The organism is Burkholderia lata, from assembly GCF_902499025.1.
Classification (GTDB): Bacteria; Pseudomonadota; Gammaproteobacteria; order Burkholderiales; family Burkholderiaceae; genus Burkholderia; species Burkholderia lata_C.
On record NZ_CABVPW010000008.1, the window covers coordinates 90,937 to 117,055 of the forward strand.

General features: G+C 57.3%; 19 protein-coding genes and 2 pseudogenes. 10 read left to right on the plus strand and 11 right to left on the minus strand.

What is annotated here, in order from left to right:
- Window positions 1–426: 426 nt before the first annotated feature.
- The 5 genes and pseudogenes from BDI24065_RS10255 to BDI24065_RS10275 all read left to right on the plus strand — a co-directional run.
- A complete protein-coding gene (locus BDI24065_RS10255) occupies window positions 427–1,584 on the plus strand; it encodes a hypothetical protein (protein ID WP_175031147.1) in 1,158 nt (385 codons plus the stop codon).
- Complete coding sequence (locus tag BDI24065_RS10260; protein ID WP_175031148.1) at window positions 1,581–2,387, plus strand: ABC transporter permease; 807 nt, start codon at window positions 1,581–1,583, stop codon at window positions 2,385–2,387. Before BDI24065_RS10255 ends, BDI24065_RS10260 begins: the two co-directional genes overlap by 4 nt.
- Window positions 2,384–3,037: an ABC transporter ATP-binding protein gene (locus BDI24065_RS10265; RefSeq protein ID WP_175031149.1), complete on the plus strand. Its 654-nt coding sequence runs from the start codon at window positions 2,384–2,386 to the stop codon at window positions 3,035–3,037. Before BDI24065_RS10260 ends, BDI24065_RS10265 begins: the two co-directional genes overlap by 4 nt.
- Window positions 3,038–3,324: 287 nt before the next feature.
- Window positions 3,325–4,521, plus strand: coding sequence for a glycosyltransferase family 4 protein (locus BDI24065_RS10270; protein WP_254609723.1), 1,197 nt, complete (start codon window positions 3,325–3,327; stop codon window positions 4,519–4,521).
- A gap of 118 nt (window positions 4,522–4,639) precedes the next feature.
- Window positions 4,640–4,908 (plus strand): annotated as a pseudogene (locus BDI24065_RS10275) (integrase core domain-containing protein); the annotation flags it as partial.
- A 90-nt stretch (window positions 4,909–4,998) separates the two neighbouring features.
- Here the strand turns inward: BDI24065_RS10275 and BDI24065_RS10280 are convergent.
- The 9 genes from BDI24065_RS10280 to BDI24065_RS10320 form a co-directional block, all read right to left on the minus strand.
- A complete protein-coding gene (locus BDI24065_RS10280) occupies window positions 4,999–6,108 on the minus strand; it encodes a glycosyltransferase family 4 protein (protein ID WP_175031151.1) in 1,110 nt (369 codons plus the stop codon).
- Entirely contained in the window at window positions 6,105–7,001 is an 897-nt protein-coding gene (locus BDI24065_RS10285) for an NAD-dependent epimerase/dehydratase family protein (RefSeq protein WP_175031152.1), read from the minus strand. Before BDI24065_RS10285 ends, BDI24065_RS10280 begins: the two co-directional genes overlap by 4 nt.
- Before the next feature lies 1 nt (window position 7,002).
- Window positions 7,003–8,037: a GDP-mannose 4,6-dehydratase gene (gene gmd, locus BDI24065_RS10290; RefSeq protein WP_175012624.1), complete on the minus strand. Its 1,035-nt coding sequence runs from the start codon at window positions 8,035–8,037 to the stop codon at window positions 7,003–7,005.
- 32 nt (window positions 8,038–8,069) lie between these two features.
- Complete coding sequence (locus BDI24065_RS10295; protein ID WP_175031153.1) at window positions 8,070–9,365, minus strand: glycosyltransferase family 4 protein; 1,296 nt, start codon at window positions 9,363–9,365, stop codon at window positions 8,070–8,072.
- Window positions 9,362–10,399: a glycosyltransferase family 4 protein gene (locus BDI24065_RS10300; protein WP_175031154.1), complete on the minus strand. Its 1,038-nt coding sequence runs from the start codon at window positions 10,397–10,399 to the stop codon at window positions 9,362–9,364. Before BDI24065_RS10300 ends, BDI24065_RS10295 begins: the two co-directional genes overlap by 4 nt.
- On the minus strand, window positions 10,396–11,433 hold the full coding sequence (locus BDI24065_RS10305) for a glycosyltransferase family 4 protein (RefSeq protein WP_175031155.1): 1,038 nt from the start codon (window positions 11,431–11,433) through the stop codon (window positions 10,396–10,398). Before BDI24065_RS10305 ends, BDI24065_RS10300 begins: the two co-directional genes overlap by 4 nt.
- A 2-nt stretch (window positions 11,434–11,435) precedes the next feature.
- A complete protein-coding gene (locus BDI24065_RS10310; RefSeq protein ID WP_175012620.1) occupies window positions 11,436–12,539 on the minus strand; it encodes a DegT/DnrJ/EryC1/StrS family aminotransferase in 1,104 nt (367 codons plus the stop codon).
- A 397-nt stretch (window positions 12,540–12,936) separates the two neighbouring features.
- The gene (locus tag BDI24065_RS10315; RefSeq protein WP_175031156.1) at window positions 12,937–13,569 is read right to left on the minus strand and encodes a NeuD/PglB/VioB family sugar acetyltransferase; all 633 of its coding nucleotides are present in this window, start codon (window positions 13,567–13,569) and stop codon (window positions 12,937–12,939) included.
- Entirely contained in the window at window positions 13,566–17,354 is a 3,789-nt protein-coding gene (locus BDI24065_RS10320) for an FkbM family methyltransferase (protein WP_175031157.1), read from the minus strand. The genes BDI24065_RS10315 and BDI24065_RS10320 overlap by 4 nt, the downstream gene beginning before the upstream one ends.
- Before the next feature lie 81 nt (window positions 17,355–17,435).
- Between BDI24065_RS10320 and BDI24065_RS10325 the strand changes: the two are divergent.
- Window positions 17,436–18,226: pseudogene (locus tag BDI24065_RS10325) on the plus strand (IS630 family transposase); the annotation flags it as partial.
- A gap of 21 nt (window positions 18,227–18,247) precedes the next feature.
- Here the strand turns inward: BDI24065_RS10325 and BDI24065_RS10330 are convergent.
- Window positions 18,248–19,417 (minus strand): polysaccharide biosynthesis/export family protein, encoded by a 1,170-nt coding sequence (locus BDI24065_RS10330; protein WP_175031158.1) that lies wholly within the window; start codon window positions 19,415–19,417, stop codon window positions 18,248–18,250.
- A 143-nt stretch (window positions 19,418–19,560) separates the two neighbouring features.
- On the opposite strand from BDI24065_RS10330, the gene BDI24065_RS10335 reads away from it, so the two are divergent.
- The 4 genes from BDI24065_RS10335 (at window position 19,561) to BDI24065_RS10350 (ending at window position 25,238) form a co-directional block, all read left to right on the plus strand.
- On the plus strand, window positions 19,561–20,712 hold the full coding sequence (locus tag BDI24065_RS10335; RefSeq protein ID WP_175031159.1) for a glycosyltransferase family 4 protein: 1,152 nt from the start codon (window positions 19,561–19,563) through the stop codon (window positions 20,710–20,712).
- Entirely contained in the window at window positions 20,713–22,758 is a 2,046-nt protein-coding gene (locus tag BDI24065_RS10340; protein WP_175031160.1) for a capsular polysaccharide export protein, LipB/KpsS family, read from the plus strand.
- A gap of 41 nt (window positions 22,759–22,799) precedes the next feature.
- Window positions 22,800–24,227, plus strand: a complete 1,428-nt coding sequence (locus tag BDI24065_RS10345) for a mannose-1-phosphate guanylyltransferase/mannose-6-phosphate isomerase (protein ID WP_175012614.1) — start codon at window positions 22,800–22,802, stop codon at window positions 24,225–24,227.
- Between the two features lie 198 nt (window positions 24,228–24,425).
- On the plus strand, window positions 24,426–25,238 hold the full coding sequence (locus BDI24065_RS10350) for a mechanosensitive ion channel family protein (protein ID WP_175031161.1): 813 nt from the start codon (window positions 24,426–24,428) through the stop codon (window positions 25,236–25,238).
- Window positions 25,239–25,311: 73 nt separating this feature from the next.
- Here BDI24065_RS10350 and BDI24065_RS10355 read toward each other — a convergent pair whose 3' ends face one another.
- Window positions 25,312–25,995, minus strand: a complete 684-nt coding sequence (locus tag BDI24065_RS10355) for a DedA family protein (RefSeq protein ID WP_175031162.1) — start codon at window positions 25,993–25,995, stop codon at window positions 25,312–25,314.
- Window positions 25,996–26,119 lie beyond the last annotated feature (124 nt).

The following is a 26,119-nucleotide window of genomic DNA, read 5'->3' on the forward strand; positions in this document are numbered from 1 at the left end:
GAAATGCTGCGACGCCGCCCGCGACACCTTCGATGTAGTAAGCCCGTAATATTTGTTAAAAAATTGCTTGGTCCCGGCAAGGTTCGAAGAATACAGCATCGCAGCTGAAAGCAATATAGACGCGGCGAAAAATACGGCAAGGTGTCGCAACAACCCCACCGCGATGGCGCCTTGCATAACGTGTGGCTATAATCAGCCGCCGTGGCACGATCTACGCGCATCTGTCGCACAGATCGCAGGCCACCGCGGCACCGCAGCGCGCCAACGCGGCATGGCGCAACCGGGGTGCTTAAGCAGGTTGCCAATCTGTTTGAAACGTTTTTCCTAGAGTTGGCGACACAGTTTCACGAATATTCTTCGCTCCTTTGTCACAAAATCGCCACACGCGGCGGATAGTGCAACGGAGCCAAACAGCCTGGAAAAGAGTTGGAAAACGTATCTAGCAGGACAGCGACATCGGGGTCGCCAACGGTCAATAAGAAAGGCCTGATAGCGCGGATCAAGAAGATTAATCGGCTCTTTGCGCTGACAGTACTCGTGCCCACCACGATTGCCACTATCTACTATGGCCTCGTGGCGTCCGACGTCTACGTTTCGGAGTCGCGCTTCGTCGTGCGCAGCGCCCAGCGGCAGAGCCAAACGAGCGTGGTCGGTGCGCTGCTGCAAGGTACCGGGTTCGCGCGGGCACAGGACGATACCTACCCTGTGATCGACTATATCCAGTCGCGCGACGCGCTGACTGAGCTGAACCGCGGCAACTACCTCCTTGACGCGTACTCGAATCGCGGCGACATCATCAGCCGGTTCAACTCTAGCCTCGACGATAGCTTTGAAGCGTTGTGGAAGTATTACGGCAAGCATGTCGTATCGATAGACTTCGATTCCACGTCCGCCATTACCACATTGCAGGTTCGGGCGTTCACGTCGAAGGACGCTGAAAAGATCAACCAGACGCTGCTGGAAATCAGCGAACGGCTCGTCAATCGGATGAACGAACGGGCATCGTCGGATACGGTCCAGTTCGCGCAGCGCGAAGTCAGTCTCGCTGCGGCGAAGGCAAAGGATGCAGCAGCAGCGCTCGCGGCTTACCGGAACTCGTTTACGGTGTTTGATCCGGAAAAGCAGTCCGCCCTGCAGCTTCAGCAGGTCACGAGCCTGCAATCACAGATGTTCGCCGCGCAGACGCAGCTCATGCAGCTACAGTCGATTTCGCCGCAGAACCCGCAGGTTCCCGTGTTGAAAACGAACATCGAATCGCTGCAGAAGCAGATACAGGCGGCGACCGGAGGCGTGACTGGCGGCAAGGACTCGCTTTCGCAGAAGGCTGCGAACTATGCGCGGCTGCAACTGGATGCGCAATTCAGCGACAAGCAGCTTGGTTCGGCGATGTCGGCGTTGGAAAACGCTCGTGCCGAAGCCGAGCGCAAGCAGCTCTATCTGGAAAGACTCGTCCAGCCGAATGCACCAGATGTGGCGATCGAGCCGAAGCGACTGAAGTCGGTATTCGAGGTGTTCGCGCTTGGGATGATCGTCTGGGGCGTCCTGACGCTGCTGCTCGCCGGCGTTCGCGAGCATCACGAATGAGCGAGATCCCGCAGAAGCACGTTGCGCCACTGTATCGATCGTTCCAGATACAGTGCAGAGTCGTGGGCGCGCTGCTGATGAGAGAAATCCTGACGCGCTACGGTCGCCACAATATTGGTTTCCTATGGGTGTTCTTCGAACCGATGATGTTCACGCTCGGCGTGACCGGTCTCTGGACAGCCACGAAGTCAACGCACGGATCGAATCTCCCTATCACGGCGTTTGCCGTTACGGGCTACTCGACGGTCCTTTTGTGGCGTAACTGCGTAAACCGCTGTGCGCTCGCGATTCTTCCAAATCAAAGCCTGCTCTATCACCGCAACGTGCGCGTGATTGATTTCTTTATTGCGCGTGTCCTGCTTGAAGTGTCCGGCGCAACGATTTCCCTGGTGTTCCTCTCCACGCTTTTCATCGTGCTTGGACTAATGGCCCCCCCGCACGACGTCGTACTGATGATCGAGGCTTGGGTGTATCTCATCATTCTCGGCACCGGGCTCGGGTTCACCATTGGGGCTCTGAGCGAGCGAAGCGAAACGATCGATCGTGTCTGGCATACAGCGGCCTATTTGCTTTTTCCGCTTTCCGGGGCATTGTTCATGGTCGATTGGCTCCCCGTCCCTGCGCAGAAGGTCATCCTGCTCATACCGATGGTCCACGGCGCCGAAATGCTGCGCGCGGGATACTTCGGAGCTGCAGTCAAGGCCCACTACGACGTAAGCTACATGATCACGGCCGATTTATTACTTTTGCTTCTCGGGCTATTTCTAGTAAGAGAAGCCAGTAAGCGTGTGGAACCAGAATGATTGAAATGGAGAACCTGTCAAAAGCCTACCATACGCGACAAGGTCAGCGATTGGTGCTGGATGGCGTGAACATAAGAATAACCAAAGGGCAAAAAGTCGGAATCTTGGGCCGGAACGGCGCGGGCAAATCAACGATGATCCGGATGATCAGCGGAGCGGAACTCCCGACATCCGGACGCATCACCCGGACCATGAGCGTGTCATGGCCACTCGCTTTCGGCGGTGCGTTTCAAGGCAGCCTGACCGGCATGGATAATCTTCGCTTCATTTGCCGGGTCTATGGTGCCGACCCCAAAGCTGCAGAAGCATTCGTTCAGGATTTTTCCGAACTTGGGTACTACTTGCGCGAACCGGTGAAGAGTTACTCGGCGGGTATGAGAGCTCGACTGGCATTCGCGATTTCGATGGCCGTCGAATTCGATTGCTTTCTAATCGACGAAATCATCGCCGTTGGGGACAGTCGATTCCATACGAAGTGCCATCACGAATTATTTGAACGACGTCGCGATCGGTCTCTTATCATCGTTAGCCACGATCCCGGATACATCCAGGAACACTGCGATCGTGCGGCGGTGTTGGTCAATGGTAAGTTACACGATTTTGAAAAATTGGACGACGCATACGCGTTCTACAAGGAAAGCGTCATGTGAGGCGATGTGCAGCATTTCCTCAGCGGGTGACCCTCCCGCACTAAGGAGATGCGCGCGACCCAGATCAGGCTTGGGTCATCTTGGTGCTGACCAATGTCCATTTTCCAGGCCTCCTGGCATCCAGTACAGCAAATTCCGCGTCTCGCCCAAAGCAGGTCAGACCGAAGTCGCGGCATCCCGCGACCTAACGTGAAAATCGCCCCTTGATACGAAAAATAAAAGCAATACTGCTGACGCTAATGGCAACGCGGTGGGCGCCCCACTTCACGAAAGACGCCCGTCGGGCCGTGCAATCGATACGAACCGGCAAACTGGCGCAATCGACTGCCAGCCGCCAACTTTTGGTCGATGTTTCCATCATTGCCGTGCACGACGCCGGCACCGGCATTCAGCGCGTGGTTCGTTCGCTACTTCGCGAGTTGATAAGCGAACCACCGCCGGGATTTGTCGTGCGGCCCGTGATGGCGACGCGCAAGCAGAGATATCGCTATGCTGACCAGTATTTTTCAGCACTCACGGGCAGCGCTCCGCCCTCGGCGGAGGCGATCAACGTTGATCAGGGGGATATTTTTCTCGGCCTCGATTTGACAAGTAGAATCCTGCCTCGCAGGCAAGCAGACTTGCTCGAGTGGCGCGCGAAAGGCGTCCGTCATGCGTTTGTCGTTTATGACTTGCTTCCCGCAACCAACCCAGACTGGTTTACACGTCGTTCAAGCAAATTTTTCCAGCATTGGGTTACTAGCATTTCGATCCATGCGGATTCGCTATTCTGCATATCCTCATCGGTAGCTGCGGACGTTCGACGCCGACTAGAAGACCACCACCACCTGACAAACGACCAGCCAGCCATCCGCTGGTTCCACCTCGGCGCGGACCTGCCGGCACAAGGCCTCCCCCCGGATCTGAACGAGGTCGACATTTCCCGGCTTTTTGAACCTTCGATCAGCCGCACAGTCATCATGGTTGGCACAGTGGAGCCGCGCAAAGCACATGCCCTGGTACTTGACGCGTTCGAGTGCTTATGGAGCGCGGGTGTTGATGTCAGACTCGTCATTGCGGGAAGGCAGGGCTGGCACGTGGAAGATGTGGCTGCCAGACTGGAGAAACACCCGGAGACGGGAAAACGCCTGATATGGCTCCGCGACGTCAGCGACGCGACACTCACATCCCTCTATGCGATTGCCGACGGTTTTGTGATGGCCTCTGAAGCCGAAGGGTTCGGACTGCCGCTTGTCGAAGCGGCACAATTCGGCACGCCGCTGTTCGTCCGGGACCTCCCGGTGTTCCGAGAGATCGCAGGCGACAACGCGACATATTTTAGAGAAAGAACCGGAGTAGAACTCGCGCCTCGATTAGCAGCATGGCTCAATCAAATCGATGAATCGAGCGCGCCGGACAGCAGCAATATGGCGCGACTGACATGGGCCGAGAGCGCCCAGCAACTTCGCACCCTCTTGATAGAGCTTGACCGCACGCAGGCCTGAGCCGTGTCTCTTGCGGGAAAATGACTCGATCAAGCCAAGCGCCATCGGGATGTACGCAAGCGACTAGCGGTAAAGCTTCACTAGGTTGTATCGACGATTCATCCGGACTGAGTCTGGTGCTCAGGCCTGCCGGAAATTGGGTGTCCGGCACAAAATCAGGCGAGCGCATCGTCCGCAGACTAACGGCAAGGCCGAACGCGTCATCCAGTCAGCGTGACGCGAATGGGCCTACGCATGGACATACCAGAGCTCCGCCCATCGCATCGAAGCCTTGGCGAGTTGGCGCACTACTGCAACTGGCCTCGTGCTCATGGCGCCATCGGCGGCGTTGCGCCGATGGCCAGACTTCCTGGGTCGAGAAACACACGCTTGACGCTTCACGACTAGCCAACCCGCCTTGACGACAGAGCTTGGGCGGCAGCGGAGATAGCCGCTTACGAATGTATGTCGTGTCGAGCCCCCACAGCTACATAGGATCTACATAAAGCGTCGACATACATCGAGAGTACGCTCCGCACAGCTTTCCCAAGTGTGACGGGCCGCCACCTCGAGGCCCCGATCTCGTGCGCCCTTCCGCCAGACTTCGTCGCATAGAACACGAATAATGCCGTCGTAGAGCCCTTGATGATCGCCAGGCTGTACTAACCATGCTGCGCCATCGGCCACCTCAGGTAGCGACGAGCAATCTGAAGTCAGGGTAGGCACGCCACTAGCCATCGCCTCCAGTACCGGCAGCCCGAAACCTTCGTAGACGGATGGAAAAAGGAACGCGTGCGCACCCGAATACAGAAACGGTAGTATCGGCTCTGCGACGAAGCCCAGATAGCGCACCCAGCCCTGTGATTCACCTTCCTGGATCTGTGCCAACAAACTCTCGCTCAGCCAGCCGTTGCTGCCAGCGAGAACCAGCGGGTACCTCTGCCTAAGCGAGTCCGGCAGCGCGCGATACGCAGTCAGGAGCGCGTCAATGCGCTTGCGCGGTTCAAGCGTCGAAACGCAAAGCACATATGCGCCAGGCTCCAATCCAAGCGCTGCCAACATCGGACGCAGTTCGGCATCGTCTCGCGGGTGGAAAACGGAAGGTACACCGAGGCTGATCGCAGTCACCTTTTCAGCCGGCCACCCGAATTGCTCGACGACCTCTTCGCGAATAGCCTCCGAATCGGTAATCAAGTGTGCCGCGCGTTTGAGCGTTGATGCGAATCCGGCTTCAAAATGCCGAATTCGCTCGATCGGATGTGTCTCCGGATATTTAAAGACTGACAGGTCGTGAACTGTCACCACACCGCCCTCAACCGCCGGGGGAAGGAAGTAATTTGGCGAATGGTAGACACCGCGGCGCAACTCGCGCGCCGTTTGCCACTTGCGCAAGCGATTTCGCTCCCAAAGCTTGCGCAACTGTCCGGGCTTGCGACACACCGGCTCCTGCAATAACGCCGCCGGATCCGATACCCAACGTCCCGCGAAGAAAAAACGCACAGCCAGTTGCGACCGATGCAACTGGTAGTGTTTCGCCAGCTCAAAAGTGTATCGACCGATCCCGGTGAGTGGAGGTACGAGTGCATCGACACCCAATGTCAGTCTCATACCCCAGCTTCCAACATCGAGACTAGCGTTTCGCGAAGAGGGATCCAATTCATTGGACCCACTGCCCGCTGCAGTCGCGAAGGGTCACCGATCAACGTATGAACTTCGTTCCCGCGAACGAGTTCTGGTGTTGACACGACATCAGGATGGTGTCCGGTCAACTCACGCAGCATCGTCAGAACATCCTTCAATGCATGGCCGACGCCCGAGCAGACGTTGAAAGTCTGCCCGGCCACATTATCTTGCGTCAATAACCGCGTATAGGCCTCGGTGACGCTGCGTACGTCTGAAAAGTCCCGCACTACGTCGAGGTTACCCAATTTCAATACTGGTAATTTCGAACGAAAATGAGAGACCAACTTCGGCAATAGAAAATCTATCGGTTGACCAATGCCGGTGTAGTTAAATGGCCTGACAGTTACGATTGGCAATCTAGTCTGCCACGACTTTGCCATATACTCCATCGCGAGCTTGCTTAGCGCATAGTCATTCGTCGGCGCAAGCGACTGAGTCTCGGCAATCGGTTGAACCGTCGCGTTGCCGTACACGTTTCCGCTGCTCGCCAGCAATACTGCGCGGGGCTGGCTCTCGGAAGCCAGCAGAGCATCTAGTAAGTTGCGGGTACCGACAATGTTCGTTTCATAAATCGCGGCCGGAGATGGATGCGCAACAGACGCGACAGCGGCCAAATGCACAACAAAATCGGGCTTTGTCGCGGCAACAATGTCTAAGAGCTTTTCACGGTCAAGTAAATCACATACATGCGTGGGCCATGCGTCCGCATTCAACGGCCGATGCGACATGCCCACGACAGAAAAGTCGGCCCGAGAAAGCGAGTTCGCAAGATGTCGCCCCGTGAACCCGCCGATGCCCGTTATAAGTACCCGCCTCATATTAGAAGGAGAATCCGGTCTCGTTGCGGCGAATATCGGCCTCTACCATCATGGCGCACAGTTGCTCCAGTGACGTGTGCGGCTTCCAATCCAATTCTTCGTGCGCCTTGGCCGGATCGCCGATCAAGAGATCCACTTCGGCAGGACGATAGAACTTCGGATTGATCCGGACAATTACTTTGCCCGACTTGCGGTCGATCGCCAGTTCCTTTTCACCTTGATCTTCCCATGCAAGATCCAGATCTGCGGCTTTAGCTGCCATAGTCACGAAGTCCCGAACCGTTTCCGTACGGTTCGTCGCCAGCACATAGGTGTCCGGCGTCTTGGCCTGGAGCATCCTCCACATGCCTTCCACATATTCTTTTGCAAAGCCCCAATCGCGCTTGGCGTCCAAGTTCCCGAGTTCGAGGACGTCAAGCTGGCCGAGGCGGATCTTCGCGATGCTATCGGTAATTTTGCGCGTAACAAATTCACGGCCACGCAGCGGGGACTCATGGTTGAACAAAATCCCGCTTGCACCGAAGATCCCATAGCTTTCGCGGTAGTTTACCGTGATCCAATGAGCGTACAGTTTTGCAACACCGTACGGGCTCCGCGGATAAAATGGCGTCGACTCCGTCTGCGGAATGGATTGCACTTTCCCGAACATTTCGGACGTGCTTGCCTGATAAAAACGAATCGCCGGGTTGACGATGCGAATCGCCTCAAGAAGGTATAGCGGTCCAAGACCGGTAATGTCGGCCGTCGTGACAGGCTGGTCGAACGAGACACCCACGAAACTCTGCGCGGCCAGATTATAAACTTCCGTCGCGTTCGTGGTCTGCAAGAGACGGATACTAGAACTCAGATCGGTGAGATCATACTCCACCAGGTGAAGGTTCGGATGATTTTCGATGTTCAGTTCTTTGATCCGCCAGAAATTGACTGAACTTGACCGTCGAAACGTTCCGTACACCACATAGCCTTTTTCCAGCAGAAGCTGCGCAAGATAGGCCCCGTCTTGACCAGTAATGCCGGTAATGATCGCCTTGTTCATATAATATATATCAGTTATTTGAAAATTTAAATTCACCTAAACAGGTCGAGCGGACGTGCGACTGCATCAATAATGATGCCACTCCCACTTGCGCCCCACCGTTTCAGGGTCGATGAAAAAACTTCGGCTGATTGACCAATTATTCTGGACCGCTTAATTCGATGCTCCGTGCGGACGATGGCACGCGCATAATTGTCGGCCCTGAATGTTCTCGACGCGTATTTGTGCGCACGCTCCCCCAAAGCCACTCTTTCCTCAGGGAACTTACTCAGCTTCTCTAGCGCCAGGCGCAAGTCCTGAATCTCGGCGTCGGGTGAAATCTTTACAACGCAGTCGTTCGGCAGATCGCGGTAGAACCCGGTGTCTGTCACCACCGTAGGCTTGCCATACAACATTGCCTCGATGGTCGAAGCAGAAGCGGCCTCGAGAGCGGGCCAGCGCAGGCAGCACATGATATCCGCTCCTTGAATTTCCGTCGCAAGCTGCCTGTCGTCCACCGCACCAGTCATGACCAAGTCAACTCCAAGCTGGGCTGCTAATGACGTAAGCTCTTGCACCGTAGTTGGCTCGGCAGGGCCGACCACCCGATACGACACATGGTTGCGGAGGAATGAACTTTCTCCGAGTGCTCTAATTACGCTTTCGTATCGCTTGTTTGGATTGACGTGCCCCACCGTCAACGCGACGAGGCGCTGCGAATTATTCCCTGCCGAATTCGACTCCGGTTGCCCCAGGTAAGGCGCGTCATACGGAAGCGGCACCACCTCAACCGGCCCCGCGCACGAGCCGACGATTCGCTCCATCGCCCAGCTGGAGTGCACAATCACTGCCGAGCCCATCGAAGCGATCCACTCGGTCAGCGGAGCGGACTCAGATGCGAACTCAAGAAACTGCGTTGAATCAGTTTGATTAAAAAAAGCCGCAGCAGTGTGCTCACCATATAAGGTCGACAGTACGTCGAGTGCGTTATTTCGCCCGACCGCATCCGACCATGCCCAAAACAAATGCCCCAGAAAGTTATCGTGCAATGCGATCAATCCGGGCACCGTCGGCAACCACTCCAGACACCCGCGATGATAGGGGAAGTGATTTCCGACCTGGTAGACGACAATCTCGGAGTGTGCCGCGAGGTGCGCCACACGCTCAGTTTCATTCCAGGCAACGACGTCCCCTGAAAATCGATGAGTCGGGCCGCCAAACTCGGCTGGATCCTCCGTCCGGACGACGACAACTTCGTGGCCTTGCAGCACCAACTCTGCCACCACGAGCGCAGAAACACGACCGATCGCAGAAGCCAGCGCAATGGGGGTGAAAAATAAGATCCTCATGCAAGTAGCCTTTCGACGGTAGCAGGCCACGAAATTTCCATGTCGGCCCAAAGTTTTCGCGCAGCCTGTCCCATTTCCCGGACGGAACGTGTATCGCGACAAGCTTCGTTAAGTACGGATGCCAAGTTCTCGGCTGTAGGCTCCGCAATCCAGCCGGTCTCGTGCTGTCGAACCAAGCCCAAAATACCCCCACTGTCAGACGCGGTAATCAGAGCCTTTCCCGCCGTCGCGGCTTCCATGGCCACATAACCCAGCGAATCCTCGTCAAATGGCAGATACGCACATGCGGCGGCCTCATTGACGTAGCGCGCGAGTTCCTGCCGAGACAGGAAGCGAAGATCAAGATGAACGCGGCCCTGCAGCCCATATTGCTCGACCAGCCTATGAAGGCGAGCCGAATCCTCAGGCGTATCCGGCGGCCCCGCTACAACCAGTTGCACATGCGGCGCCGTACGCGCCATTGCTTCCACCAGGAGGTGCTGCCGCTTCAAGCCGTTTACACGCCCGCCCGAAAATACGTACTTGCCGGAAGGCCCGCCGACAAACAACTCAGGATCGTTCAATGGCGGCAAAAGCACTTCTGCATCGAAGCCGTTGTACTTCGCGAGCCGATTGCGAGTGACCTCCGAGTTGGTGAAGATACGCTCGCTTTCAGCAAACGCTTCATCATCGGCACTCTTGATGATGCAACGGAGTTCATCGCCGACCGAATCGGCGCTTATGTTCGTTTGCCCTGCATCGAAGAGATCGTAGGCTTGGCGATATTGATGCAGCAACCATAGCGTCTTCTTCGGGTGTCTAACCAAATAAGCAGGAAACTTCAATGCAATTACTCGGTCCGCCCCACTCAGGTCAAGACTTCGTGCCATCAGCATCTGCGACGGAATCCCGTGGGAAGGTTCCCACTGAAATGGAATTCGCAGCACTTCCGCCTGATGCCCGGCAATGATCAAATTCTTCGCCAAATGAGTAGCCAACTCCTCGGCGCCGCCCCAAACAAACGGGGCCATATTATTGACGACAAGAACCTTCATGCGAGCAACCTCGTCAGCACCGTGGACCACGAAATATTCATCTCATTTACACGAGCTGCAGCATGCAGTCCCATTTCTCGAGTTCGATTTCGGTCAACATACAGTTGATCCATAGCTGCAGCTAGCGCTTTCGGATCCGGGGCGACCACCAATCCATTATGATCGTGCTCGATCAACTCCGCTCCCGCACCGACATCCGAGGTAGTCAAAACAGGTTTTGACGAATGGGACGCCTCCAGTGCGGGATTTCCGTGTGTCCACCCATCTGACGGGATGTACGCAGCGGCCAGACAATCCGAAAGCAGTTCAGCTCTTTGACCCTCGTCAGTCCAACGATTTTCGAGTCGAACGCGATCTTGCAGCCCCAGGGATGCAATCAAATCCTCCAGGTGCTGCAAGTATTTATCCCCGGAACTCACCCCACACAATCGCAACCGCACCGCCGTGCGTGTATGCCGCATCGCTTCAATGAGAAGATGCTGTCGTTGACGCTGTTCAAGTCGCGCCATACAGACAATTTCGTCGCCAAAACCGTTGTGTCGAAAACGCTCCGGAGACGACACCGGCTGATACAGAATCTCACTATTTACGCCATTAAATCGACGCAAACAATCCGCGGCGGATTTAGAGTGAGAAAAAACTGCCTTCGCCTCATTAAATGCAGCTGCATCTAAGCTGCACAAAATGTCGTCAATTGCCTGACGCTCTTCGCCGACAGAAAGTTGTCCGTTTTCATTGCTCAAATAGTCGAGAAATTCACGAATATGGCAACCGGACCAAATAATTTTGTGCGGATGCGAAATCAAATAAGCAGGCGGCTGAAAACAAACAATTCGATCGGCAGAACTCGTGAGATCCACCCAACGAAAGGAGGCCATCTGCGTAAGCAATGATTCCGCCGCCGCAGAATATGGCAAATAGACAAGCTCAACCTGATGCCCAGCCTTCAGGAGAGCTGCTTTTAGCCACTCCATAACGTCCCTATCGCCACCATCCGCAAATGGAGTATAGGACGAGCAAAGTGCAATTTTCATACTTATCCAATAGCATGAGCAAGTGCATCCGCGATTCGGTAGACGTCGTCTCGAGTCAACAATTGATGCGTGGGCAGGTTGATCCCGCGTTGCGCCCAAGAGTCCGCCACCGGGAAGGTACTAGCCTGCGCATACGGCGGCATGACATGCATCGGATGGAAAACGGGCCTCGTTTCGATTCCGCCCTGCAAATCGAGATTACGCATCACTGCGTCACGCCGCTCCTCTCCGCCCTCGCGCAAGAAAATGTTGTACATCCAATACACTTGCTTAGCCCACGGGGCTTCCTCCGGAAGCGATATCTTCGTCACCAACGACGCCAAAGCGTCGTTATACCAAGCAGCGACCTGCTCCCGAGCCGAAATAGCTTGCTCAATGTTTTCCATTTGAGCGAGGCCGATAGCCGCCTGAATGTTTGTCATCCGGTAGTTGTAACCGACCACCGGAAACCAATAACGCCGATTCGGGTCCATTCCTTGGCCACGATAGAGTCGAAGCTTTGCCGCCAGTTCATCATCGTCGGTCGTGATCATCCCGCCTTCGCCAGTCGTAACGATCTTGTTACCGAAGAAGCTGAATGTGCTGCACGTGCCGAACGACCCGACTTTTTGCCCCATGTATTCCGCACCATGCGCTTCGGCCGCATCCTCGAGCACAAACAGGCCGTGATCCTTGGCGATTCGCATAATCGGCTCCATCTGAGCCGGGTGACCATAAAGGTGAACCGGAATGATGCCCTTCGTTCTCGGCGTGATGTGACGCTCAAGATCATCCGGGTCGATATTCATCGTCCCGGGTTGTACATCGACCAAAACAGGTGTGGCACCGCAATAGCGTACCGCGTTGGCCGTCGCTATGTATGTGACCGTTGGAACGAGAACTTCGTCGCCAGGTTGCAAGCCCATTGCGACAAGTGCCAGGTGGAGGGCAGTCGTGCCATTATTGGTTGCGATTGCATGCTTCACGCCGCAAAAGCGCGCAAATTCATTCTCAAATGCGGTTATGTATTTCCCATTGGACGAAATCCACGTGCTATCGATACAGTCCAGCACATATTCTCGCTCCTTACCCGCCAATTTGGGCTCAGCCACATAAATTCGCTTCATAAACGTTAGTTCCTTATTAATTGCTCACGAAAACGGAGGCCACATACTTCACCAAAGGCACACCGGGAATGTTAATTGGCACTTGTCAATCGAACACTCCACCGACCAAAGCATTACCAGCATCATCGCTAGTCAACCCATTCATTTCGAGCACCTACAACGCCGCCCCCCCACATCGTCGACGCTGTTGACACGGCCCCTTCCGGCAAGAATCGTTCATGACGTCGCGTTGAGCATCTGCGCAACGAGCAGACTCACTCGACTTTGCCAAAACAACGAACTTCGCTTCGCCGCGGCCAATTAGGCACTCAACCAAGCTCAATCAAACCTTGAAAATATGGCGACCTTCTTGTTTGAAGGCCAACTAACAACTCACTCCTTGCGCATGCACAATCTTCTACCCGCGCTGCGACACAATTTGATGCATTCGATTAATTACTTTGCTCGAGGGCGGCACATCCCGAATGATGATCGACCCGGCACCAACAAGAGCGTTCTCCCCAATGACGATTTCAGGAATAACCTTGGTACCGATACCCAAAAATGCGAAATCGCCTACTTTTACGTTGCCCGCAAGCGCACACTGCGGTGCAACATGCGCGGAGAAACCAACATGACAATCATGGTCGACGGTGGCACCCGTGTTGATAATCGCGAGATCCTCGATCCGTGATTCTGCATTTACAATCACACCGCCCATGATGGCGACGCCCTTTCCAATAATCGAAGAGGGGGAGATAGACGCCATCGGGCTAACCGCATTCACCAACTCATAACCCAGCTTGAGCGCCTGTTCAGCAGCACGCCCGCGGACGGCGTTGGATCCGATTCCCGGAAATAGTTTCGAATGTCCGGCATCCAAGAGCCGCGACAGATGATGATCCCCGCATAGCACGGGTACGCCAACACAATACGGCACATCGTCGGATGCGGCAATACAATAGGAGACATCGTATCCGGTAGATCTAAGTATTTCGATGACTACCTTCGCATGTCCTCCGCCCCCCAGGACAATCACTGAATTATTCATTTTTTATATTCCGCTTTTTCCAAAATTGGCGAAAGTGGTCTCGCAAAAAAAAGATTTACCGAATCTGCAGCTTCCAATTCGTCGATCGAAATTTCGTATATCGCACCGCTTTCAGCATGTATAGCACGGTGTACAAAACCGTGCCTGTGAAAGCTTGCCAACCAATCATGCACACCAACACCAACCCGTCTTAAATGGGAGATCCCAAACTCGGCGATGATACCAATATCTTTACTGCGGCCCAACAACGCCCCCGCCCCGGCCATCACCGCCGACTCCGCCCCCTCGACATCGATTTTAATAAGGTTCGCACTGGGCAAATTTGCAACGGCATGATCCAGCGTTGTGACAGGTACGTTGACGGCCGTGTCGGTTATCGGCAAGTGACCCTCATGAGGGAAAAGCGAGTGATGCCCACTGGTCGCCCCGAGGTGAAGTGCGCGTTCGCCCTGCACATCAAAAACAGCCTCGTTCTTTACGTCAACAATATTTTGAAAACCATTGATCCAAACAGTCTTCTCCAGCAGCTTAGCCGTGGGACTATAGGGTTCGAAAGCGATGATGCGCCCTTGTCCGCGCATAGTCTGCGCGGCCGCGATGCTATGCATTCCGACATTCGCACCCACATCCAGAAACACGTCTCCAGGCGAAAGAAGGCGTTGAATCAACATTCGGATACCTGGCTCGAGTTCGCCGGCTTCCACGAGTGTCGCGACCAAGGCATGATCATCGCTGGCGCATAGGACGTATCCTATATTCGTGCGCACCAAAATATCATTCTCACCACAGGGAACGGCGACCCTTCGCGCGCTTTTAAGGCTATAGAGCTCGATTCGGTCGAATTGCGGACTAAACTGCTGCAGTTCTGCACGTAGTTGCTGCTGAATAGCCTGATTTTCAGCAATTTGAGACGAAATCGCGCCTCGAGCCAATTCGATACTCTGCGGGAAGGTCTGCTCCAGATGGGAGGACGTCTCTCGAACCGCGTGAGTGATATTGCCGTTCATCTCACGCAATTGAGCTTGCAGTTCATTTGCGAACTTACGCGTCTCGTCACCCAGCATGGCAGTCTTATGGCCGAGCAGCTCTCCCGCACTAGCAAAGTCACGGCTGACTTGTTCGCGCAAGAGATTCTGGCTCACCGCATCTTTTTCCAACGCGTCAAGGACTGACGTCTTGGCGTCTTCGATAGTCTTCGGCAACGCCAGGCTTAGTCGGTCCACAATTTGTTGCAACTGTCGCACCGCGTCATCCGCCGCCTCGCTCTCTTCCAGCGCATTCAGGACCGATACCTTCGCGTCGTCGATCGCTTTCGGCAGCACTGCACTGAGGCGATCCACCGTCTGCTGCAACTGTCGCGCCGCGTCGTCCGCCGCCGTGCTCTCTTCCAGCGCGTTCAGGACCGATACCTTCGCGTCGTCGATCGCTTTCGGCAGCACTGCGCCGAGGCGATCCACCGTCTGCTGCAACTGTCGCGCCGCGTCATCCGCCGCCGTGCTCTCTTCCAGCGCGTTCAGGACCGATACCTTCGCGTCGTCGATCGCTTTCGGCAGCACTGCACCGAGGCGATCCACCGTCTGCTGCAATTGTCGCGCCGCGTCGTCCGCCGCCGTGCTCTCTTCCAGCGCGTTCAAGACTGATACTTTCGCGTCGTCGATCGCTTTCGGCAGCGCTGCACTGAGGCGATCCACCGTCTGCTGCAACTGTCGCGCCGCGTCGTCCGCCGCCGTGCTCTTTTTCAGCGCGTTCAGGACTGATACCTTCGTGTCGTCGATCGCTTTCGGCAACACTGCGCTGAGGCGATCCACCGTCTGTTGCAACTGTCGCGCCGCGTCGTCCGCCGCCGTGCTCTTTTTCAGCGCGTTCAGGACCGATACCTTCGTGTCGTCGATCGCTTTCGGCAGCACTGCGCTGAGCCGATCCACCTTCTGTTGCAACTGTCGCGCCGCGTCGTCCGCCGCCGTGCTCTTTTTCAGCGCCTTCAGGACTGATACCTTCGCGTCGTCGATCGCTTTCGGCAGCGCTGCGCTGAGCCGATCCACCTTCTGTTGCAACTGTCGCGCCTCAACGCCCGCCGCAGCATGCTCACGGGTAACGAGCGCCGTGACGTCCTTTACATATTGATCGCCCTGCGCACGCAATTGCGCCTGCGCAGTCTCCAGCCGCCTTGAAATATCCCCTTTGATCACCCCAACCGACTTTTCAAACGACAAGTCCGCCTGGCGTATTGCATGCTTTAGGTTGTCCTGCCCGGCAGCCTGGGCTGCAATTAACATCGATTTGATGTCGTCCGCAAACGTCACCATTTCGGAAGTCAACGCCGCCTTCTGCTGCCAAAGAAGGTCAGACATATCCTGATACCGCGTCAATGCCTGCTCAGACAGAGCTAACGCTTGCGCACGGTCAGCCCGAAGCGACTCCAATACGGTATCGAACCGGGATTCGTGCTGCGAACGAAGCTCGCGGACTTCCAGGGCAAGGCCACGCAGATTCTTGAGGATATCCGCCGCAACCCAAGGCAGATTAAGAATATCGACAAGTTGCTTGACAAGAATCGTACGCCTGAATTTTCTCAACCAGGCGATAGCCGTCAGCCCTGCAACCCGATTACCGACTGCTTTGCTCTCCTTGGACATCCGCATATCCGCGAGGATCGAAACTTTATCGCGACCGCTCAACAATTGAATGCGATAGTGCTCGAACCCCGCTTTATCGGGCGAACGACCCAAAACAGCGCGAAACGCCTCCATGATGAATTGATCCCCGTCCCGACGGGTTATCTCATGAAGATGATATTTTTTGAACGCGCTAATGATTTCCGTCGCCCATCGGAAAGGCGTAACGCTTCGGCGTCGCAATACAGAATACGAATGACGCAGCCTGCTTCGCCACTCCCCGGTGCTCCGCCCTTCGCTTGAATGCGCCAATTGCCCCAGTATTTCGCGACGAGAAATCCCGATAAATAAACGTTGACGGTAGTAATTCAGACCCGTCGGATCCACCGCCCGGTTCAAAACCTTCAAATACGCAGCCCGAATGAAGTCGTCGCCATCCAGTGACAGCAGATATTCCAGACCACCCTCGCTGTTCAGGAGAGGATCCAAAATCGGGGAATTGAAACCGACGTTATCCGACCGCCCGCCCGAAGTAGTGATTATAGGACGCGGAGAGATTAACTTCCGTAGCATGTCACCCATGCTGGCGTCATATTTCAGGCCCGACTCCTGCCCAAGATCGCGCTCCGCCCCAATATCGCGGGTCGGCTCGACATTCGACGACTGATTCTGGAGGGAATTCTCCCACTGCGCGTCATCGCGAACGCTATTGCAGCGCACCTCACCCATCAACCGCTTAAAAGCGCTCGCCATGGTAGGCGTGTGAGTAGAAACAGACTGATCCTGCAGGCTAGTCTTCTCTTGTGCATCATCGCGCACGCTGTTACGGCTCACTTCACCCATCAACCGCTTCAAAGCGCTTGCCATGGAGGGCATGTAAGCGGGGATAGACTGATCCGGGAGGCAACTCTCCCCTTGCTCGTCATCGCGCATGCTATTACGGCGATCAGCGTCTTGAGGTTGCGATAGGCGCGGACTATCAGCGCAGACGAATTTCTGAAACGGCTTGATTGGCACGACGACTTCAAACAATGCCGCCGCCTTGATTGACCGATTGATTAATGTCAACGGCATGGGAGGGCACGGCACCTCTTTACAATCGTCAAGTTTGCGTTTCTTAACCATGGAACCACCAAACAAAATCTTAGCCTTCACGTCGATCTGACGCACCCCAAAGGACCACTCACACACCACTGTCAACCGGTACGTTGAACCAATGAATTCGCACCGATTTAGGGATACACCGGCAAAATGAATCTGAATGAATCCGAGCGCGAAGAACCGCTGTCGGTGCGTGCAGCCGAACGATGGCCGTTGGCAAGGCGAGGCGAGCGCGATCGATCCTGCTGCTCGACGAAGGGACCTCGCGCGGGGCGATCATGAACGAATTGCGATGCGATTCGCGTTTCATCACGACATCGCACACTCGCTTTGCGAGTGACCGCCTGGCGGGCTTGTACGATAGGCACCCTGGTCGTGCTCCGCATGGTGACCTGGCGCGTCTTGAAGCGAGAGTGCGGGACTACACGCTGCGACGCAAACTGGCCGACGGCACGACACACTGCAGCCACGGAAAGTTGGCCACGTAGTTGGGCGCGCCCTTCACGGCGGTGCGGCATATCTAACGCAACCACGGCAATCGGCCGCATCATCTCGATACCAACATGGTGTTCAACGATCCCGACTTTGCGGCCAAGGCTGTCGATGCGATCGGCCTGTACCTGAACCCGCGGTTGCATGCGGTGGTGTTCTGCATGGATGGGAAAACGACCATTCAGGCGCTTGATTGCATAAACCGAATGCTGCCGCGTTCGCCCGGACGCGCCGAGAGGTACGACTTCGAATACGAACGCAACAGCACCCCAAGCCTGTTTGCCACGTTGAATATGGCCACCGGCGAAGTGTTGGGCAAGACGGCCCCACGCCATATCAGCGCCCGCTTCGGCGCGCTCCTCACCGAGACGGTACCGGCCCGGCCAGACAGAAAGGCAATTCACGTGATCCGCGACAACGTGAGCAGTCACAAAACCGATGCCGCTCAAGCTCTTCGCCCGACCACGGGCTTACTTAAACGTCTGAACCCCTGTAACCACCGGATATGCCACCGAGAACACCAGATTCAGCACTTTCTGAATCTCGGTAATCGGCGCGTTCGATACATACAGCAAGTCCTTGTTGTCGATCATGAAGCTCTGGGCAACAAAAAACGAACTCGGATCCTTTAGATTCACGCGATACACGACTGGCACCTTGCCATCAGCCGTGACGCGAACCGGAGTATTCGGCCACGGCAGTGCGTTTGCATCCTCAAGCCGGAAAATGAACACGCCTCGCGGATCCGAGCGCGAATCCTCCAGCCCGCCAGCTCGCGCCAGCGCCTGCGCGAGCGTAATGCCCTGCGCTTCGAAGTTGAATTCCTGATTCTTGCCTGTCGCACCAAGCGACGTAAAGCTGTACGGCTGGAACAACGCAGTTACCACATCCCCCGCATGCAGCGGAACATTCTGGTGCGGATCGCGAATTACGGTCTCCAGCGGCAATGACACCACTTTGTCGCCACGCGTCACCTGAATCGTGATCTTGTCGATCGCCTGGCGCGTCCCACCAGCGCTCGCCAGCGCGTCCAACAGCCGCTCGCCGCGCGCCGTCAGCTGCATGCGATTGCTCTTTTCCACGTCACCCACCACGGTCACGTATGACGTGACGTTTTGCGACAGCTTGACCAACACTTGCGGATTGTGCGCCATGTACTTGAGGCGCGCCATGATGTCCAGCTGCAGTTGGGTCGGCGTGCGCCCGGCCGCCTTCAGGAGGCCAATGAAGGGCACGCTGATATTCCCGTCGCCGTCGATCGTCTGATCTGGCAGAACCGTCGCGTGTGCACCGCTGGCACCACTCTTCGCGTCGGTCTGCGCGGCACCGAACAGTGTCGCGGGAGGCGCCTCCCAGATCGACACCTGAATCGTGTCGCCAATGCCCAACCGCCGCTGAAATGCCGTGTCATTGCCGAGTCCGCTAAAGAAATCCGCGCGGGTTCGTTCGGCAAGAAGCTTGCGAGCGACGTCGTCCGTCAAATCGACGATCTGAATGCCCGTAGCATTCGGCGCCTGCGCCGCCCGATCGATCTGAGCACTGCTCGGTCCGGATGTAGGAATCACCCCTGCACAGCCGGCCAACAAGGCGACTCCCCCGATAATCGAAACCCAAAAAGCATTCACCCGAACACGCGACATTGCCTAGTAGTCTTGGTAATTTATGGTCGGCGCAAATTGTCTCACGTAACAGAATCAAATAGAATGTCGCGAGCAAAAAAACCACGCATGCGGGACTGGATCCTCCTGCCCCGCACCCGTTACCACAGAAATTTTGCATTCGCGTGTCACATATCTTCTTGGACGTCACTCGCCTGCTGTCACGCCTCTACGACGGCTTGCGGCCAACCGGCGTAGATCGTGTGGGGCTCGCCTACGTGGAAAGGTACGGCGCCCAGGCAAACGCGGTACTGAGCGAACGCGGATTTTCTGCCGTTTTGACGGACAGAGATTCACAGCAAATTTTTGAAATGCTGTTGTCGTCCGTTCGTAATCGTTGCGCGATTCAAAAGCTGGTGATTCGTGGCGTCATGAGCCAGCTGCGATTTAAAGATTTTTCACGCAGCATTTTGTTGCATACGAGCCACAACGGCATGGAGTTTCAGCGCTATTACCGCGCCATGGCGCGTCGGAACGCCCGCTCCGTATTTATGGTGCATGATCTGATTCCGCTCACGCACGCGGAATACTGCAGACCCGGTGTCGACGACGCTCATCGACTACGCATCCACACTGCGTTCCAGCAAGCCAATGGCCTGATTGCCAACTCACAAGCAACACTCGACTCGCTTATCACCGAGGCCGACCTCGCAGGGCTCCCCCTTCCACCAACGGTGGTAGCGCCCCTGGCGTCCGGCGTCGCCACTCGCGCCCAAGGGTTGAGCCCTCTGGATCATCCCTACTTCGTCATGCTTGGCACCATCGAGCCGCGCAAGAATCACTGGTTCATGCTGCATGTATGGCGCAGGCTCGTCGAACGACACGGTACGGCGGCGCCAAAACTCGTCGTCATTGGCCGGCGCGGGTGGGAATGCGAGAACGTGATCGATATGCTCGACCGTTGCTCGAGCCTGCGCGGGGCGGTGATCGAGGAAACGGACTGTTCCGATGATCAACTCCACATTTGGCTACAGCACGCACGCGCACTGCTTTTCCCGTCGTTCGTCGAAGGCTATGGCATGCCGCTCGTCGAAGCACTTGCGTTGCGCGTACCGGTTCTCGCCAGCGACCTCGGCGTATTTCGCGAAATTGCCGCCGGCATCCCCGACTATCTCGATCCGCTGGACGGTCCCAACTGGCTCGCTCGCATTGAGGCATACAGCCGGGCAGAGTGCACGGAGCGCGATGCGCAGCTCGAACGTATCGGGGACTTTCGCGAGCCCACGTGGGCCGAACACTTTGACCACGTCGACCATTTCCTCGAAACACTGCACTAGATGAGCGATCCGGGGCGTCCGTATCCGGGTCTGCGCGATCCGGTCTTCGATCTTCGCGGTATCACGCGCGGGTTGCGTTTCATCAGCTGGCTGATGCGTCGGTCGAATTGGATCTGGACAGACAACTCTCCGGGACGACTCGTGCTGCGCATCGCACGCGCTGCAGGGCTAACCGTCCAGGCAGCCTCACCGGGACCGCTGTTGGCACGCATCGATCGACGTACGCTGCTAACCTCATGGTTCGTCCTGCCCCGCACCGAAGCCGGCCCACAAACACTTTCCGGTGCGATTAACGATGCACTTGCAACCGCACGCGACGCAGGTACATCACCCGATATCGCAAGATTGATGGGGCGGGTGCTCGACACCCACGCGCTGGATCCGGAACACCGCGTGCCGCGTTGTTTGCCAGCGCTGCTGGAGCCGTCCCGCTTCCCGCGCGTGCTACTGATCGACGAGCGCATGCGATCAGCATGTGCGGACGAATCCGTGACTGAGCGTCGAAAGTTGTTCGCGCAGATGATCGACACTGCGCGCGCCTCGCATCCCGATGCTCAGTTCTGGATCGCACGGACCGGTGACTACGGCACCGGCCGTTGGCTATCGTCGTTGATTCGCGACTTACCGCCCGGCACAAAGTATGTTGGCGACGAGTATTCGCTATGCGCCACGCTTCGTCGCGTCGATCATGTCTATACGGTAGCTGCGCCTGAAGGCATGTATGCATTGCTCGCAGGTGTCCCGGTTCATACATTCGGTGCACCGTACTATGCGGGCTGGGGACTCACAAACGATCGCGGCAAGATGTGCGGCCGCACCGAGAGGCCTACCGTAGCCGCGCTTTTCGATATTGTCTTCTTGCGTCTGGCGAATTACCTGAACCCGGCAACGCATGCGCCGGGGCGCCTCGATGCATTGCTCGACAGCATTGAATTGCAGCGCGCCACTGCAGAACGGTTCGCCGAACTGCGCGAGGTGGTCGGCGTGCGTTTTCAGTGGTGGAAGCGCCCGTTCGCCACCCCGTTCCTCACGGCCGGCGGCGGTGCCCTGCGCTGGGCACCAGAGCCCGGCTCGCTGCGTCCCGGCGAATATGCGGCACTTTGGGGTGCACGCAGTTCGGACGGTCTACCCGAAGGTGTACGTCACGTGAGGATCGAGGACGGGTTTCTCCATTCAACCGGGCTTGGCTCAGACATGATTGCCCCCCGTAGCCAAGTGGTCGACATGCGCGGCCTGTATTTCGACGCAAGCGGTCCGAGCGATCTTACTGTTCTGCTGAATGAAACGACATTCAGCGACGAGGAACTCTCTCGGGCCGCCAGGTTGCGTGCACAGATCATCCGATTCGGTCTGACCAAGTACAACCTTGGGCGGCGCAGACCGACTTGGCAAGCGCCTATTGGAAAACGAATTGCGCTAGTCCCGGGGCAAGTGGCCGACGACGCCTCGATTCGCCTGGGCACTCGTACAATTTCCACTGCCGACGCACTGCTGCGCGAAGTGCGCGCGCGCCTCCCCGACGCTTACATCGTCTACAAGCCCCATCCCGATGTCCTTTCCGGCAACCGGAATGGCCTCGTCGATGCAGAGCGGCTAGCCGACGTTGTTGACATTGATTCGGATCTCATTTCACTGATCGACGCAGCAGATGAAGTACACACGCTGTCGTCGCTCGCCGGCTTCGACGCGTTGCTGCGCGGCAAGGCGGTTTTCACGTATGGACTGCCGTTTTACGCAGGCTGGGGACTCACGCATGACGCGGTTACGCCCATGCCCTGGAGAAAACGCAGTTTGTCGCTCGACATGCTTACGGCAGGTGTGCTGCTACGCTACCCGATCTATTGGGACTGGCGTCTACAGCTTTACACGACGCCGGAAGCGGTCATTGAGCGGCTCGCACCACTCGCCGCTCGTCCGCTCGCGCAAATAAGCGCCGACCGGACACGAACGTTCCTGAAGGCCATGCGCTGGAGCCGTAATGCAGCGCATCACTTATCTTGGCGCAGGCAACAAATCACGAAGAAGAAGGCTCGCGAAGCGTCGTGAGCCGGTCACAAAACTGGCAACTTGACTCGGGGATTGCAACCATGAACATATATCCGGTAATTCTGTGTGGCGGCAGCGGCACCCGCCTTTGGCCGATGTCGCGCGGCGGCTATCCGAAACAATACCTGAAGCTGACTGGCGACCAGACGCTCGTCCAGCAGACCGCTATGCGCCTTCAGCACATTCCCCGTGCCGCAGCCCCCATCGTCGTCACCAACAACGAACAGCGCTTCCTGGTCGCGGAACAACTCCGCCAGGTCAACATCACGCCGTCGTCGATCGTGCTCGAGCCGGTTGGCCGCAACACCGCGCCCGCCATCGCGATCGCGGCGCTGCTCGCCACGCACGAATCGCCTGACGCGCTGCTGCTGGTGCTGCCGTCGGACCACGTCATCCTCAACGAGCCGGCATTCATCGCTGCAGCCAGCGAGGCAGCGGCCATCGCAGCAGACCAGCACCTCGTCACGTTCGGCATCACGCCGACGGAAGCGCACACCGGCTTCGGCTATATCCGTCGCGGCCAGGCCATCGTGGACGGCAAGCAGGTCTACAAGGTTGACGCGTTTGTCGAAAAGCCCGACGCACCGACGGCCGAGCGCTTCCTCAGCGACGGCAATTACTCCTGGAACAGCGGCATGTTCATGCTGAAAGCGTCCACGTACATGGAGGAACTGCGTCGCCATGCACCGGAGATCGCCCGTCAGGCGGAACTCGCATTCGAATCCGCCAAGCGAGACAACGACTTTCTCCGCCTCGACGCGGACGTGTTCGCAGCCTGCCCGAGCGTCTCGATCGACTATGCCGTGATGGAAAAGACCGAACGCGCCGCTGTCGTCGCGGCGGCAGACCTCGGCTGGAACGACATCGGGTCATGGAGCGCGCTTGCGGACATCGCTGACGCCGACGAACAAGGCAACGCGCTCATCGGCGACATCTTCACCGACGCCGTGCAGAACTCGTATATCCGCGCGGAACACCGGATGGTTGCGGCGATCGGCCTCGACGACATCGTCATCGTGGAAACCGCCGACGCCGTGCTGGTCGCACACCGCGACAAGGCTCAGGACGTCAAGAAAATCGTCGAGTGGCTGAATGCTTCCGGTCGTCACGAATCGGTTACGCATCGCCGCGTCATCCGCCCGTGGGGCTCCTACGAAGGCATCGACCAGGGCGACCGCTTCCAGGTCAAGCGCATCATCGTGAACCCCGGTGCGCAACTGAGCCTGCAGATGCACCACCATCGCGCCGAGCACTGGATCGTCGTGAAGGGCACCGCAATGGTCACGAACGGCGACAAGGAAATCATGCTGACCGAGAACCAGTCGACCTACATCCCGCTCGGCGCGACCCACCGGCTGACGAACCCCGGCAAGATCCCGCTCGAACTGATCGAAGTTCAATCGGGCGCGTATCTGGGCGAGGACGACATCGTTCGCTTCGAGGATACTTACGGCCGGGCGCCGAAGTAAGCCAAGCCGTTCCGGGTCGCGCGCCGCCACCGGCCGCGATCCTGCACCCGCCACGGGCAGCACGCACACGCGTCCTGCCCGTTTTTCATTACGTCAAGCAATGTCAGGCAGGTTGCCCGCCCCGCACAGGTCAGGTTATAAAAGCGCCACCCACCCGGTGCATGCGCCGCCCTTTCTACTCTTGACTTCGGAGAACGCATGATCGATCTCGCCACAGCCCAGCAATTCCTGATGACCCGCGGTCTCGACTTCGGCCTCAACCTCCTCGCCGCGATCGTGTTGTGGTTCGTCGGCCGCTGGGCGATCCGCATCGGCACGCGCCTGCTCGGCAAGGTCGTCCGCCGCAGCGGCAAGGTCGACCCGACACTGACCGACTACCTGACCTCCGTCGTCGGCGTGCTGCTGACGATCCTGCTGATCCTCGCGATCCTGCAGATCTTCGGCGTGCAGACAACCTCGTTCGCCGCCCTGCTCGCCGGCCTCGGCCTCGCGATCGGCACCGCCTGGGGCGGCCTGCTCGCGCATTTCGCCGCTGGCGTGTTCATGCAGGTGCTGCGTCCGTTCAAGATCGGCGACGTGATCAACGCGGGCGGCGTCACGGGCACGGTCAAGGAGCTCGGCCTGTTCGGTACGACGATCGTCACCCCCGACAACATCGTCACGATCGTCGGCAACAACAAGATCTTCTCGGACAACATCGCGAACTACAGCGCAACGTCGTACCGTCGGGTCGACCTGACCGCGAAGATCGCGAACGGCGTGGATGCGGTCGACGCGATCAACCGCCTGAAGACGTCGATCCAGCAGATCCCGAACGTGCTGACCACCCCGGCGCCGGACGTCGGCGTGCTGCAGTTCACGCCGGAAGGCCCGCTGCTGTTCGTGCGCCCGTCCACGGCACCCGAGAACTACTGGCAGGTGTACTGCGATACCAACCGCGTGATCCTCGAGACGTTCCGCGACGCGCAGTACCCGACTCCGGAAACGCCGGTCTCGCATCGCAACGCGTAACAGCGGCACCGGACGAAAAAAAAGCGTGGCATCCGCCACGCTTTTTTTATTGCCCTGAAAACGAAGCCCCCGCTCAACGCCCGCCCGTCTTCTGCGTACCATCCGACTGCCGCCCGCGCACCAGCTTCCACACGGCACCAAGCGCGACCGGCACAACCGCCGCACCGATCCCGACCAGCACGATCACGTTCAGGTACTGGCGGATAAACGGGATATTGCCGAAGAAATAACCGAGCAGCACGAGCAGCAGCACCCAGACCAGCGCGCCGATCACGTTGAAAAGCTGGAAGCGCGCGGCGCTCATCGACGACGCCCCTGCGACGAACGGCGCGAACGTGCGCACGACCGGAATGAAGCGCGCGAGCACGATCGTCTTGCCGCCGTGCTTGTCATAGAACGAGTGGGTCTTCTGCAGCGCGGCGCGATCGAGGAAGCGCTCGAGCACCGGGATGTGCGTATTGAACACCTTCGGGCCGACCCAGCGTCCGATCAGGTAGTTCACGGTGTTGCCGGAAATCGCCGCGACGAGCAGCAGCACGATCAGCAGGCCGACGTTCATTTCGCCCGTCGCCGCGAACGCGCCGCCGATGAACAGCAGCGAATCGCCGGGCAGGAACGGGAACACGACGAGCCCCGTCTCGCAGAACACGATCAGGAACAGCACGAGATAGACCCATGCGCCGTACTGCCGGATGAAATCGCCGAGGAAGGCGTCGATATGCAGGACAAGGTTGACGAAATGAAGCAGCGTATCCAAATGCGATTCCTCGAAGGCGATAGGGCCGGAACGGCCGAAAAAGGCTGAAGCGCCCGCCGGTCAAGGCGGTGCGTGTAACGAACCCATGATACCGAAACTACCTTAAGGCTCCGTGAAAAAACGT